10 protein-coding genes are annotated in these 13,736 nt (G+C 63.8%); 5 read left to right on the forward strand and 5 right to left on the reverse strand.

The genetic code is table 11. The annotated features are described in order from the left end of the window. The first annotated feature begins 121 nt into the window (after positions 1–121). The 4 genes from menC to IB235_RS11400 all read left to right on the forward strand — a co-directional run bounded on the left by menC (position 122) and on the right by IB235_RS11400 (position 5,617). On the forward strand, positions 122–1,249 hold the full coding sequence (gene menC / locus IB235_RS11385; RefSeq protein WP_192336814.1) for an o-succinylbenzoate synthase: 1,128 nt from the start codon (positions 122–124) through the stop codon (positions 1,247–1,249). Next, a complete protein-coding gene (locus IB235_RS11390) occupies positions 1,246–1,974 on the forward strand; it encodes a GNAT family N-acetyltransferase (protein ID WP_192336815.1) in 729 nt (242 codons plus the stop codon). Before menC ends, IB235_RS11390 begins: the two co-directional genes overlap by 4 nt. A 44-nt stretch (positions 1,975–2,018) precedes the next feature. Continuing rightward, positions 2,019–3,476, forward strand: coding sequence for an APC family permease (locus tag IB235_RS11395; protein ID WP_192336816.1), 1,458 nt, complete (start codon positions 2,019–2,021; stop codon positions 3,474–3,476). A 170-nt stretch (positions 3,477–3,646) separates the two neighbouring features. Continuing rightward, entirely contained in the window at positions 3,647–5,617 is a 1,971-nt protein-coding gene (locus IB235_RS11400; RefSeq protein WP_155040117.1) for a DEAD/DEAH box helicase, read from the forward strand. Between the two features lie 20 nt (positions 5,618–5,637). Here the strand turns inward: IB235_RS11400 and IB235_RS11405 are convergent, their stop codons facing one another. Together IB235_RS11405 and IB235_RS11410 are read right to left on the reverse strand one after the other, a co-directional pair. Continuing rightward, positions 5,638–6,615: a LysR family transcriptional regulator gene (locus tag IB235_RS11405; protein ID WP_192336817.1), complete on the reverse strand. Its 978-nt coding sequence runs from the start codon at positions 6,613–6,615 to the stop codon at positions 5,638–5,640. Positions 6,616–6,684: 69 nt separating this feature from the next. Next, on the reverse strand, positions 6,685–8,145 hold the full coding sequence (locus IB235_RS11410) for an aldehyde dehydrogenase family protein (RefSeq protein ID WP_225612227.1): 1,461 nt from the start codon (positions 8,143–8,145) through the stop codon (positions 6,685–6,687). Positions 8,146–8,372: 227 nt separating this feature from the next. Here IB235_RS11410 and speB point away from each other — a divergent pair, with 227 nt between their 5' ends. After that, positions 8,373–9,323, forward strand: coding sequence for an agmatinase (speB, locus tag IB235_RS11415; RefSeq protein ID WP_192336818.1), 951 nt, complete (start codon positions 8,373–8,375; stop codon positions 9,321–9,323). A 54-nt stretch (positions 9,324–9,377) separates the two neighbouring features. Here the strand turns inward: speB and IB235_RS11420 are convergent, their stop codons facing one another. The 3 genes from IB235_RS11420 to IB235_RS11430 form a co-directional block, all read right to left on the reverse strand. Then, positions 9,378–10,610 carry a Hint domain-containing protein gene (locus IB235_RS11420; protein WP_225612229.1) on the reverse strand — a complete coding sequence of 411 codons (1,233 nt, stop codon included), beginning with the start codon at positions 10,608–10,610 and terminating at the stop codon, positions 9,378–9,380. A 282-nt stretch (positions 10,611–10,892) separates the two neighbouring features. Beyond that, a complete protein-coding gene (locus IB235_RS11425; RefSeq protein WP_155040114.1) occupies positions 10,893–11,852 on the reverse strand; it encodes a transporter in 960 nt (319 codons plus the stop codon). 127 nt (positions 11,853–11,979) lie between these two features. Continuing rightward, the gene (locus IB235_RS11430) at positions 11,980–13,608 is read right to left on the reverse strand and encodes a Na/Pi cotransporter family protein (protein WP_192336819.1); all 1,629 of its coding nucleotides are present in this window, start codon (positions 13,606–13,608) and stop codon (positions 11,980–11,982) included. Between the last annotated feature and the right edge of the window lie 128 nt (positions 13,609–13,736).

Below are 13,736 nucleotides of genomic sequence, written 5' to 3' on the forward strand. Positions count from 1 at the left end.
GATCGCCGCGAGGCTTTTTTTGATCCTCGAAATGCTGGTGATCTGACGGCAGGCACAATCACCGGCTTGCGAATGTCGCGCTTTCCCATCAGGTTGCGCGCGCCTTTCCAGCGAGACGATCATGACTGACATATCCCCCCTTGGCCTTCGCATTGACTCGGCGGAATTGCGGCTTGTGCGGCTGCCTTTGCTGACGCCTTTCGTGATTTCGACCGGGACGATGACCGAGAAGGTGTTCCCGCTGCTGACGCTGCGCGGCGAGGGGCTGGAGGGCTACGCCGAGGGCGTCATGGACGTGCTGCCCGACTATCTTGAGGAAACCCAAAGCGCGGCGCTGGATTTCCTGCGGCAGGCGGTGCTGCCGGGGCTGATCGGGCGGCGCTTCTCGAACCCCGCCGAGATTGCGGCTGAACTGGCCCCCTGGCGCGGCCATCGCATGGCCAAGGCCATGGTCGAGATGGCCTTTTGGGACCTGTGGGCGAAGGCCTTGGACCAGCCGCTTTCGGCGCTGCTGGGTGGGGTGCGCGATGCGGTCGAGGTCGGCGTCAGCCTTGGCATCGCCGACATCCCGACGACGCTTGAGCGGGTCGAGACCGCCGTCGCCTCGGGCTATCGCCGGGTCAAGCTGAAGATCAAGCGCGGCCATGACCTGAAGCTGCTGGAGGCGGTGCGGACACGCTTCCCCGACATCAAGCTGACCGTCGATGCCAATACCGATTACCGCCTGCCGGACCTGCCTTTGCTGGTTCAAATGGACCGTTTCGGGCTGGATTATATCGAGCAGCCGCTGGCTTTCGACGACATCCACGACCATGCGAAAGTGCAGGCCCGGCTGGTCACGGCGATCTGTCTGGACGAGAGCATCCGCTCGGCCACGGATGCGCGCAAGGCGCTGGTCGCCGAGGCCGCGCGGGTCATCAACATCAAGGTCGGCCGGGTCGGCGGCTTTGCCGAGGCCCGTGCCATCCATGACCTGTGCGCGGCTTTCGACGTGCCGGTCTGGTGCGGCGGCATGCTGGAATCGGGCATTGGCCGGGCGCAGAACATCCATCTGGCCAGCCTGCCTAATTTCTCGAAACCGGGTGATACATCATCCGCAAGCCGTTATTTTGCAAAAGATATCACCGAACAGCAGCTTGAGTCCGATAACGGCCTGATGGCGGTACCGCGGCATGGGCCGGGTTTGGGGGTGACGCTGGATCGCAGCTTCCTCGATCAGGTCACCGGCGCGCGCGAGGACTTCCGGTGAGTGTGGTCCTGCGCGAACTGGCCTCATTGGCCGAACTGCGCGCGTCCGAGGACCTGCAACGCGCGGTCTGGGGGGCGGATGATCCGGCCGACAATGCCGACCTGATGCTGGCGATCCAGCATGAGGGCGGGCTGGTCGCCGGTGCCTTTGACGGGCCGCAGATGCTGGCCTTCCTGTTCGCCTTTCCCAGCGCCACGCCGGGGGTGCAGCATTCGCACCGCCTGGCGGTGCTGCCGCAGGCGCGCGGGTTGAAGCTGGGCCTGCGGCTGAAATGGTTCCAGCGCGACTGGTGTCTGGCACGCGGCATCACCCGGGTGCGCTGGACCTTTGATCCGCTGCGCGCGGTCAATGCCGGGCTGAATATCGGCGCGCTGGGGGCGACGTCCGCGACCTATTTGAACGATTATTACGGCGCGATGGAGGGCATCAACGCCGGCCTGCCCTCGGACCGCTTGCTGCTGGACTGGGATCTGAACAGCGCCCCGGTAACCGCCCGCGCCGCAGGTCATCGCCCCGATCCCGACCCCACCGCCCAACGCATCGCCATCCCCAAGGATATCGACGCGATGATGCAAATGGACAAAAATTCCGCAATGTCGGCCCGTCTGCGGCTACGCGAGGACTTGACCCGGGCCTTTGCCCTCGGCCAAAGGGTCGCCGGATTCGACAGCCGCGAGCCGGCCTACCTGTTGTCTGCCCCCGTTTCCACCGACGAAACGGGCTGAGAAGCGGGGCGGCGGCCCCGGAAGACAGGGAATACAAAAGACACATGACGAATACGACACCGCTTGTGCAGCGCATCCTGCGCAAGAAACCGGTCCGCCTTTTCCACGAGCAGGCCATAAATGCAGGCGGCGTCCAGTTGCGGCGGCATATCTCGCTGTTCCAGCTGACCATGCTGGGCGTCGGCGCGACCATCGGCACCGGGATTTTCTTTGTCCTGTCCGAGCAGGTGCCGACGGCGGGTCCGGCGGTGCTGATTTCCTTCCTGATCGCCGGGCTTGCGGCGGGGCTGACCGCGCTGTGCTATGCCGAGATGAGCTCGATGATCCCGGTCTCGGGCTCCAGCTATTCCTACGCCTATGCCACTTTGGGCGAGGGTGTGGCCTTCATGGTCGCGGCCTGCCTGATGCTGGAATATGGCGTTTCGGCCGGGGCGGTGGCCGTAGGGTGGAGCGAATATCTGCACAATCTGCTGATGGTGACGACGGGGCTGGAACTGCCACGTGCACTGCTGCATGCGCCGCTGGTCGCGGACGGATATGCGCTGCAATTCGGCGGCGACGGGCTGATCAACCTGCCGGCGGCGGTGCTGGTGTTCCTGTGCTGCTTCCTGCTGACGGCTGGCACGCGGGAATCGGCGCGGGTGAATGCTATCATGGTGGTGCTGAAACTGGCGGTGCTGGTGATGTTCATCCTGATCGCCTTCAGCGCCTTTGACGGCCAGAACCTTGCCCCCTTCGCGCCGCATGGCTTTGCTGGCGTCAGCGCGGCGGCGGGGTCGATCTTCTTTACCTTCATCGGGCTGGACGCGGTGTCGACCGCCGGGGACGAGGTCAAGGACCCGCGCCGCAACCTGCCGCGCGCGATCGTGCTGGCCCTGATCATCGTGATCCTTTTCTACCTGCTGGTGGCCTTGGCCGCGCTGGGATCGCAGCCTCAGGGCGCATTTGACGGGCAAGAAGCCGGTCTGGCCGTGATCCTGCACAATGTCACCGGCTCGCCGATTCCGGCGGTGATCCTGTCGGCGGGGGCGGTGATCTCGGTGTTTTCGGTCACGCTGGTGGTGATCTACAGCCAGACCCGCATCCTTTACGCCATGTCGCGCGACGGCATGCTGCCCAAGGTATTCAGCCGCCTCAATCCGCAGACCCAGACGCCGACCGCGAACACGGTCATCGTGTCCTGCGTGATCGCGGCGATTGCTGCCTTCCTGCCTTCTGACGTGCTGTGGGACCTGACCAGCATGGGCACGCTGACCGCCTTTACCGTGGTGTCGCTTGGGGTGATCATCCTGCGCTATCGCCGTCCCGATGCCGAGCGCGGCTTCAAGGTGCCGCTGTTCCCGGCGTTACCGATCCTCAGCATCCTCAGCTGCCTCTACCTGATCTCGAACCTGCCCGGCATCGTGTTCCGGCTGACCGCGATCTGGCTGGTTCTGGCGGCGGCATTCTATCTGTTCTATTCCTCGCGGAACTCGGCACTGGAGGGTGTCGCTGCGGAATAACTAGCCTGCGCAGGCCCGACGTGCATTTCGTGCTTTACTTGTCGGGCCTTCGCGTCTAAATGGCCCCCTTCTGGCGCTGCGCGTCCGGAGCGGCGGAGCCTTGGCTCTCCTGCCGCAAAGGGATCGGTGCCGCTCATCGGGTGTTTGGCACCCCCCTTTCTGGCGAAAACATGACAGAACTGAATATTGCCGCGCCGCTGGCCGCGGCTCTGGCGGCCAAAGGCTATGCCAGCCTGACCGCTGTGCAAGAGGCCGTGCTGGCTTCCGAGGCCGAAGGCCGCGACATGCTGGTCTCGGCGCAGACCGGCTCGGGCAAGACCGTGGCCTTTGGTCTGGCCGTTGCCCCCGATATCCTGCAGGGCGAAGACCGCGTTACGCCGGTCGATGCCCCGCTGGGTCTGGCCATCGCGCCGACCCGCGAACTGGCGCTGCAGGTCGCCCGCGAACTGGCATGGCTGTATGGCGAGGCGGGCGTTCAGATCGCCACCTGCGTCGGCGGCATGGATTACCGCAATGAGCGCCGCGCGCTGGAGCGTGGCCCGCATATCGTCGTCGGCACCCCCGGCCGTCTGCGCGACCATATCGATCGCGGTGGCCTGAACCTGTCCCAGCTGCGCGCCGCCGTGCTGGACGAGGCCGACGAGATGCTGGATCTGGGCTTCCGCGAAGATCTGGAATTCATTCTCGAAGCCGCCCCGGCCGAGCGCCGCACGCTGATGTTCTCGGCCACGGTGCCGCCGGCGATCGAAAAGCTGGCCCGTGACTTCCAGAAGGACGCGCTGCGCATCGTCGCACAGGGCGAGGCCCGCCAGCATGGCGACATCGAATACCGCGCCTATAGCGTGCTGCCCCGCGACCGCGAACCGGCGATCTTCAACCTGCTGCGTCTGCATGAATCGCGGACCTCGATCATCTTCTGCAAGACCCGCGCCAATGTGAACCACCTGCTGGCCCGCATGGGCAATCGCGGCTTCAAGGTTGTGGCGCTGTCGGGCGAACTGAGCCAGGCCGAGCGCAGCCATGCGCTGCAGGCGCTGCGCGACGGTCGCGCCCAGGTCTGCATCGCGACCGACGTGGCCGCGCGCGGCATCGACCTGCCGGGGCTGGAACTGGTGATCCATGCCGATCTGCCGACCAATTCGGAAACCCTGCTGCACCGTTCGGGCCGGACGGGTCGTGCGGGTTCCAAGGGTGTCTCGGCGCTGATCGTCACCTCTTCGGATTACAAAAAGGCACAGCGCCTGCTGAAGATGGCGAAGCTTGAGGCCGAATGGTCCGGTGCCCCCAGCGCCGACGAAGTTCGCGCCAAGGATGATGAACGCCTGATGGCCGACCCCGCCCTGACCGAGCCCGCGGGCGAGGACAGCGCGCTGACCGCCGAACTGCTCAACCGCTTCGGCGCCGAGCAAGTCGCTGCGGCCTTTGTGCGGATGTGGCGCGAAGGTCGTCCCGCTCCCGAGGAGCTGACGGTGATGCAGGAGAAACCTGCTCCGTCCGCGCCGCGTGAGCCGCGCGATTTCGGTGAATCGGTGTGGTTCAGCCTGACCGTCGGTTATTCCGGCCGGGCCGAGGCGCGCTGGCTGCTGCCGAAGATCTGCGAAGCCGGTCAGGTGACCAAGGACGTGATCGGTGCGATCAAGGTCCGCGAGCATGAAAGCTTCGTCCAGATTGCCGCCGGTGCTGCCGACAAGTTCGGCGAGGCGACCGAGCTGGAAGACGGGCTGATGATGATCCGTCAGCAGGGCATGCCGAACTTTGAGCGCGCCGCCGCCTCGCCGCGTCGCGAGCCTGCCGTCAAGAAGGGCTACCCCAAGAAGAAATTCGAGGGCGAAGGCTATCGTGAAGAGCGCCGCGAACCGCGCGCTGAACGCAGCTATGAGCCGCGCCCCGAGCGCAGCTTTGAGCGCCGCGATGACCGTCCCCGTCAGGATGACGGCGCCGTGACCCGCAAGGCGCGTTGGAGCACCGGTGAAAAGGCCGCGAAGCGCCCCACCGAAGGTTTCGCTCCGCGCGAAAAGGCCAAGTTTGCCAAGCCTGCGGGGGCAAAGCCCGCCGGTGCGAAAGCGGGTTGGGCCAAGCCCGCGCCCAAGCGCAAGGCAGATGGTCCCAGCAAGGGCTTCGCGCCCAAGCGCAAAGGCTGATCGATACGGTTGCGCCGCCCCTAGGGGCGGCGCAATTCGTTACTGGCCTGCTGCAAGGCCTCGATAAAGGCGCGGGTGGCGTGGCGCGACTGCCAGTCCTGCCGCGTCGCCACCTGAAATTTCGCCACGTAGGAGAACAGATCGGGCCGGATCTTGCGCAACTGGTCGCCGAACTGCGCGGCGTAATGGTCGGGCAGATAGCCCAGATAGGTACCCGACAGGATCAGATGCGCCTCGGCCTCCATGTTCGAAACCGTGGCATGGGGCGCGGCAATGGCAAAGACGCGGATGTCGCGCGATGCCCAGTAGCTGCGCGCGATGATCCGGTGTTCGCGAATGGTGTCGATGCCGATCTGATTGTCTGGCAGATCGAAAAGCGGGTGGTCTGTGGCACAATAGATATTGTGCCTTTCGTCATGCAGGCTCAGGTAATCCAGCCCCATGGCGGCGCGGGGAAAGCTGCCAACGGCCAGATCGACCTTTTGCCCGATGACCTCGCGCAGCAATTCGCCCGGCGACAGGGTGATAATTTCCAGATGCACATGCGGCGCGAGTTCGGCAAACAGCGCCACTGCCCGCGAGATCGGGCAAAGCGGGTCCGAGATGGTATTGTCCACCAGCCCGATCGACAGGCTGCGCGGCATCTGCGCGCCAAGCGCCGAGACGCGGCTGGAGAACTGGTCCAGTGTCCCCAGCAACCGCTGCGCTTCCTTGTAGAAATCCTCACCCGCGGGGGTCAGGGCAAAGCCGCCGCGTCCGCGTTTGCACAGCTTCAGCCCATAGCGTGCCTCAAGCGCCGAGATTTTCTCGGAAATACTCGACAGTGCCAGGTTCAGTTCTGATTGCGCCGCCGACAGCCCGCCCGCCTCGACCACGCGCAGAAAGATGCGGATCAGGCGAATGTCGGCGCTTTCGACCGGAATGGGCGTGCGTGCCTTGCCCCGCCGCGACAAGGCGGCAGGGGTCGAGCGGGATTGCGTTTCGCGCCTTTGGGTCACGCGGGTGCCTCGTCAGGGATGTTTTCCCTGATCTGGCCCGCATGATGACGCGACGCAACCCCTGCGCTGTCAGGCGCGCGACGTCACATGCTTGACGCCGCTATAGGCGGCCAGCCCCCACGGCCCCAGTTCACGGCCAATGCCGCTGGCCTTGAACCCGCCCCATGCCGTGTTCGGGAAGATGATCTGCGGCGAGTTTACCCAGACGTGGCCGGCATCGATTTGGCTGGCCATGTCCTCGGCGCGGGCGCCGCCGACGACGGTCGCGGCAAGGCCGAAGTCGTTGTCATTGGCCAGGGCCAGCGCCTCATCGTCCGAGGAAACGCGGCGGATCGCCAGAACCGGGCCAAAGATTTCCTCGCGCCAGATGGCGTGATCGGTCGGCACGTCCAGATAGACGGTCGGCTCGACGAAGGAACCCGATTGCGGCCCGGTCGAGGCACCGCCGGTCAGGCAGTCCAGCCCGTCATGGCGGGCGCGCAGCAGGTATTCCAGCACCTTGTCGCGCTGCGCGGCGGTGGTCAGCGGCCCCATCTCGGCGCGCGGATCCTGATGGCCCGCGACCACCATGCCCGCGACATGGCGTCGCAGCCCGGCGATGACGTCATCGGCGATGCGGTCCGACAGGATCATCCGCGAGGTGGCCGAGCACATTTGCCCGGCATTGAAGAAGATCCCCAGCGCCGCAATCTCGACCGCCTGCGCGACATCGGCATCGTCAAGGATGACGATGGGCGACTTGCCACCCAGCTCCAGCGAGACCGGAACCGAGCGTTCCGCCGCCGCCGCCATCACCCGGCGGCCCGTCGCGTTCGAGCCGGTGAAGCTGATCTTGCGGAAACGCGGCTCGGTAGTCATTGCGCCACCGACCGCACCCGCGCCGGGCAGGATGTTCAGCACGCCAGCGGGCAGGCCGATTTCCAGCGCGATATCGCCATAGACAAGTTCGGCAGGCGTGGTGAATTCCGAGGGCTTGAGCACGGCAGTGCAACCGACCGCCAGCGCGGGCGCCAGCTTCCATGCGGTCGTGACCATCGGGAAGTTCCACGGCACGATTAGCGCCACCGGGCCGACCGGCTCAAAGCGGGTGCGACCGCGCAGGGTCGGGTCGGGCAGTTCGACCGCGCCATCCTGCCGTGCATCCAGCGTCTCGGCCAGATCGGCGTAATAGTCAAAGGTCGCGGCGGCGTCGTCCACGTCGATTTCCGCCTCGATCCGGGGCTTGCCGTTGTTCAGCATCTGCAACTGAATCAGATCATCCTTGCGGCGGCGCAGACCTTCGGCAAAGCCGCGCAGGAACACCGCGCGCTGGGTCGAGGGCAGCCGCCGCCACGTGCCAAAGGCACGGGTCGCGGCCTCGGCGGCAACCGCCACATCCTCGGGTCGCGCGCCCTGAAATTCCGCGATGCGCTGGCCGGTCGAGGGATCGACGGAAACGATCTGGTCGCCGTGACCGGCGCGCCATGCCCCGTCGATGAAGACGCACATCTCGCGCCCAAGAAGGGCGGTGCTGGGGGCGATCTGGGTCATGTTACGGCTCCTTGAGAATATCGAGCGGCGTGATGCCCTGTCTTTGCATTGGGAAACATCACGATTGAACGGCCCTTGCTTCGGGGGAATCCGAAGCTTTCCCGCCAGCGCTGACCCGCGATAACGTCGGTTCAGGTCGAAGTCAGGTTCGCAACGCCGTGATTTTAGCGAAGTGACGGACTGCCCTAGTCTGCCTGAAAATTGCCATACTACAGGAGCAAGACCCGATGTCCGACGGATTTAACCAACCGCTTGGCGGCAACACCATGCCGCGCTTCGGGGGACCGGCCACGATGATGCGCCTTCCCACGCAGGACACGGCGGCGGGGCTGGATGCCTGCTTCATCGGCATCCCGATGGATATCGGCGCCTCGAACCGCCCCGGCACGCGCCTTGGCCCGCGCCAGATCCGCGACGAAAGCCGGATGATCCGCCCCTATAACATGGCGACTGGCGCTGCGCCCTTCGACAGCCTGCAAGTGGCCGATATTGGCGATGTGGCGATCAACACCTTCGATCTGAAAAAATCGGTCGATATCATCACCAACCACTATCGCGAAGTCCTGAAGCATGACGTGATCCCGCTGACGCTGGGCGGCGACCACACCCTGACCTGGCCGATCCTGCGCGCGATGCGCGAAAAGCACGGCCCGGTCGCGCTGATCCATGTCGATGCGCATTCGGACACCAACGAACATATGTTCGGCGAGAAAGAAGCCCACGGCTGCCCGTTCCGCCGCGCGTGGGAAGACGATTGCCTGCTGAACGACAAGGTCTATCAGATCGGTCTGCGCGGCTCGGGCTACACGGCCGAGGATTTCGACTGGGGCCGCGACAAAGGCTGGACCGTCACCCCGGCGGAAGCATGCTGGCACAAATCCCTGACCCCGCTGATGGACAAAATCCGCGCTGAGATCGGCGACGCTCCGGTCTATCTGTCCTATGACATCGACAGCCTTGACCCGGCCTTTGCGCCCGGCACCGGCACGGTCGAGGTCGGTGGTCTGACCACGATCCAGGGGCTTGAGATCATCCGCGGCTGCGCCGGGCTGAACCTGATCGGCTGCGATCTGGTCGAGGTCTCGCCGCCCTATGATCCGGCTGGCAATACCGCCGTCATCGCCGCGAACTACCTGTTCGAGATGCTGTGCGCACTTCCGGGCGTGAAGCGTCGCTGAATTGACAAGGGGCGGTCATGCCGCCCCTTGCCCTACCGTCCCTCGGCTTATGTATCAGCAGACCAGATCGCGGTGCTTGCTGGCATGACGCTGCACCAGCTTGCGCGATTTGCGACCCGAAGGCAGTGGGCGGATCGCCTCGGGCTGATAGTCCCGCTCGGCCAGTTCGGGGAACAAGCTTAGGACTTCGTCCCGCGCCTCGGCAGTCAGGGCGCGCAGCGCCTGCGGTCCGGTGAACAGGCTTTCCGTCTCGGCCCCATTCGAGACGACGATCTGGTGCCGGTCGAAAAGGAAATGGAAATATTCGACCTCGGTGGTGGCGTGGTCATAATCGATCCCGTCGATTTGCAGCAATTGCTTGGCGGGGATCAGCACTTCCATCGTATCGAACATCTTCACCGCGATCCGCGAGCGGACAAGGACACGGTGCTGCGGTGACACCAGCAGGTCGCTGCTGGGCGTATTTGCCCCCAGCGCCCCGGCGCGGATGCGGATCGGGCGCAGGTTCGGCTTGTTCGCCAGCATCGCGCCCGACAGCTTGACGCTGCCAATCCAGCGGATGGGCTGGAAACCGTCATCCTTGGTCCAGACCGTATCCCCGGCGACCAGTTCCTCAACCGGAACCGGGCCGCGATCAGTCTCGATCAGGGTGCCGGCGACGAAGCAGACCACCTCGGCATCGGTGAGTTCACGATCGACGGTCTGGTCATGCGTCAGCGTCGAATCCGAGGCGCGTCCATAGCCCACGAACTGGTCGTCGAGTTGCCGCACGTCTGCAGCCAGTCGATCGGCCCAACCCTGCGCAAGCCCGTCAATATCATTGGCCAGAGAGTCAGCCAGTTGCGATAGCGGAACTGGCCCGACCGAAACCGGCTGAGGATTCCCCTGCGAGGGGCCGACCGTACCCTCGATGGTCGCCGTGACATGGTCGTTGTCAAGCGGGCCATCGGTGACGAAGTAGTATTTACCGTCGGTCTCGACCAGATAACCGTTAATCGGAGAAACGGTGACCTGGAGATCCAGCCGGTTAAGGTTGACCGCATAGGGGGCGAAGTTAAGCGTGCCCGCCCCAAGATAGGTGCATTCCAGATTACTGCTTGGGTCAGGAGCGATGAAGGTGAAATTGTCCCCGCTGGACAGGCTGCTCGCGCCATCCGCATCGATCTTGTATTGTCCCACATCCGCGGAACGGTCGATCATGTCGGAAAGGTCGGCAGGCCCGTTGAAGGAAAGGTTTCCATCGGCCACGGAAATCAATCCCGCGGGAATCTCGGTAACATATGGCATCGTTAACATCCAAAACAGAAACGGCTGAATATTGCCGTAATTTCGACTTGAGGAAATTCACGCTCCCCCAAGGCCATCTGAACCGCTGGATGAAATTCCGGCAAGTTAAACAAATGGATAGGATTTACCTGTCGAAGTTAGTCAACTTCCGGATGAATTTTAACCATTATGGCTTTGAAATGGGGCGGGCGAAGAGTAAATGAAAAATCCCGAACCTGGCCTTTTGGACAGGGTTCGGGATTTGTTGATTTATTATTCCGAGAACGGCTTTTCGGTAGCGGGTCAACCGCCCAGCGGGATCATCAGGTTGAACAGGACCGCGTCACCCTCAAGTCGGTTTGTCGCGTCGAATTCGTGAAACCAACGTGCCTCGAAGGCGAGGGGGGTGCCGTTCCAGTCGCTGTTCCATGCAACCGCCGGACCCAGGCCGGTGACTTCGCCCTTGAACTCGCCAAGCAGCGCGCCCGAGCCGCTATCGCCGCTGATCTGCTTGTAATAATAGCCCTGCAAACTCAGTGTCAGGTTCGGGTTCAGGGTCTTGCCGATCGCGGCTTCAAGGTGAAGCTCGTCCCCGGATTCGTAATTGGTGTCGTCGTTCATGTCGTTGAAGGTGACACCGGCGGCGAAGTTGGCCTGCCAGCCGGTATCAGCATTCATCCAGGTCAGCCCGCCGGTAAAGTCATAGGCCCAGTGATTGAAGGCGACGTTGGTGCTGCGACCCTTTTCGTAATCTCCGACCGGAACGTTGATCAGCATGTTCAGCGAGGCATAGAACGGCCCCTGTCCCCAGCCCAGACCAGCACCCAGCACGGGGTCGCCGAATAGGAAGCTGTCTGAGGATTTCGAGCCGGTCAGGACGTCGCCGCCGGGTGCGTTCAGCGTGGCATCGACTTCGGACTTCTTGTAGCCATAGGGCAGGGTGAAACTGACATAGGGTTGTCCGCCGAGCACGGGTTCGCTTTCCAACGACCACAGCACTGACGACAGCCCGATAAATGCCGACCCATCGACGCCGACCTCCAGCCGCCCGCCATTCGGGATCTCGCCGCTGATGTCGCCGGAATAGGCGTAATAGCTTTGCTGGGTATAGGTTCCCGCTGGCGCAACCATCCCCGCACCGCTGGTCCGCGAGCCTAGGATATACATGCCCGCGCCATTCTCGACGGCCGCTGCCGGGCCGGCGATCGCAGCCAGCACCAAAGCCGGAGTGATGCAACGTGAATTCCGCGTGATCCTGCGCATGGTCGTTCTTTCCAAGGCTGAGAAGATCGGATGCAGGAAGTATTTGGGCGAATGGACTACCTGTCAATTTCCGGTGAAATTCCCGGCAGAGGGTGTCGCGTTCTTGCATCTGTCTTGCGCAGCGGCGCTATCGCTGGCGCAAGCGGCTTTCGACCAGCAGCCCTTCCTCATCCAGGATAGGATGCGCGACCGAGATCACATGCGCATTGATCCGTTTGAGGTCGCGCAGAATATCCAGATGCAGTGACGAGGTCTCGCGCGTGTTCGCCTGACCCTCGCGCAGGCGGATCAGGTGGCGTTGCGCCGATTGCCGTTCCAGCTTGCGGATCTCGACCTTCAGTTCGACCAGCCGCCGTGCCATGTCGCGGTCGCGCGACAGGAACACGCTTTGCGCCATCCGCATATTGTCCTGCGTCATCAGGAACATGCGGTCGATTTCCTGATAACCCTCATCCGAGAAGCGCAGACCAAGCCCGACCTTCTTGCGAACCTCGGGGGCGAGGCCGCGATCGATGATGTCGCCCACATGTTCAAGGTTGATGACATAGTCGAGAATGGTGATCGACTGGCGCTTTTCGTCCTCGGTCGCCGAGCCTCCAAGGCGCGAGAGATAGGTCTTGACCTCTTGCTGGCGGCGATCGACGCGGCGCTCCAGCTCATCCACCTGGGCCAGCGGCGCGGTGTCGATGTCGTGGAAGGCCTTGCGTGTCAGGGTCAGCATCTGGTCGACGGCGTCGCCGATTGCCATCACCTCGCGCCGCGCGCCGGTCAGGGCCAGCAATGGTGTCTGCAGCGCGGTTTCGTCCAGCCATGCGGGACCCTGTGACTGCTCACGCTCTTCATCGGGCAGGAAAGTGCGGACCAGCCGTGCGATGGGGCCGGTGAGCGGCCAGATCAGCAGGGCAAGGGCAATATTGAAGGCCAGATGGGCTTCGACCGCCAGCCCGGTGCGCGGCATCGGAAATTGGGTCAGCGCCTGTCCGGCAAATCCGGCAAGCGGCATCACGGCAAGGCAGCCCATCGCACGAACCGCCAGATTGCCCAGCGTTACCCGTCGGGCGCTATGGCCCAGCGTCGTGGTGGCCAGAACCGCCGGAATCGCACCACCAAGGTTCGCGCCCAGCACCATGACCACGGTTAGCCCCACCGGCAGGTTCAGCGATGAGATGAGCAGCACCGCTGCCAGAGACGACGAACACAGCACCGCCAGAAGGGCCGCGAACAGCAGCGCCACCGGCCAAGCACTGTCCAGCATAGGCAAAAAGGCCGCCAGTTGTTCCGATGAACGCAGGAACTCGGTCCCATGCTCCAGCATGGTCAGCGACACCAGCATCAGGCCCAAGCCGATCAGTGCCCGACCGCTACCCGACCAGACGGTCGCGCCGCGACGCCACAGGACATAGCCCAGCAGGATCAGCGCCGGTGCCGCGGCTTCCAGCCCGGCCGAGACCACTACGGCAGTCAGCGCCGTGCCGACATTCGCGCCCAGCAGCACGATCTGGGCCATTCTTTCGTTCATCATCGACCGGTCGACGAAATTCGCCGTCATCAGCGCCGTCGCAGTCGAGGACTGCAGCCCCAGCGTCGCTACCAGCCCCGACAGAAAGGCGCGTGGCCCGGTGCGGGTGCCCAATCCCAGCGCCATACGCATGCGCACGCCAAAAGCCTCGGTCGCGCCGTCCCGCACAAGGCCGATACCGAACAGCAGCAGCGCCACCGCGCCCGCGATCTGGGCAAAGATCACCAGTGAACTCATCGAGTCCTTTCCGTCACCTCTTTCGAAACCCTCGGGCCGATATAGGGCAAAATGGATAAGAAGCCGTTTACGTCCCTTCAGCAAATCACCGGGGACCTGACAGACCAAGCCAATTCCGCAGAACGTGA

The organism is Paracoccus sp. PAR01 (genome assembly GCF_014851995.1).
Classification (GTDB): Bacteria; Pseudomonadota; Alphaproteobacteria; order Rhodobacterales; family Rhodobacteraceae; genus Paracoccus; species Paracoccus litorisediminis.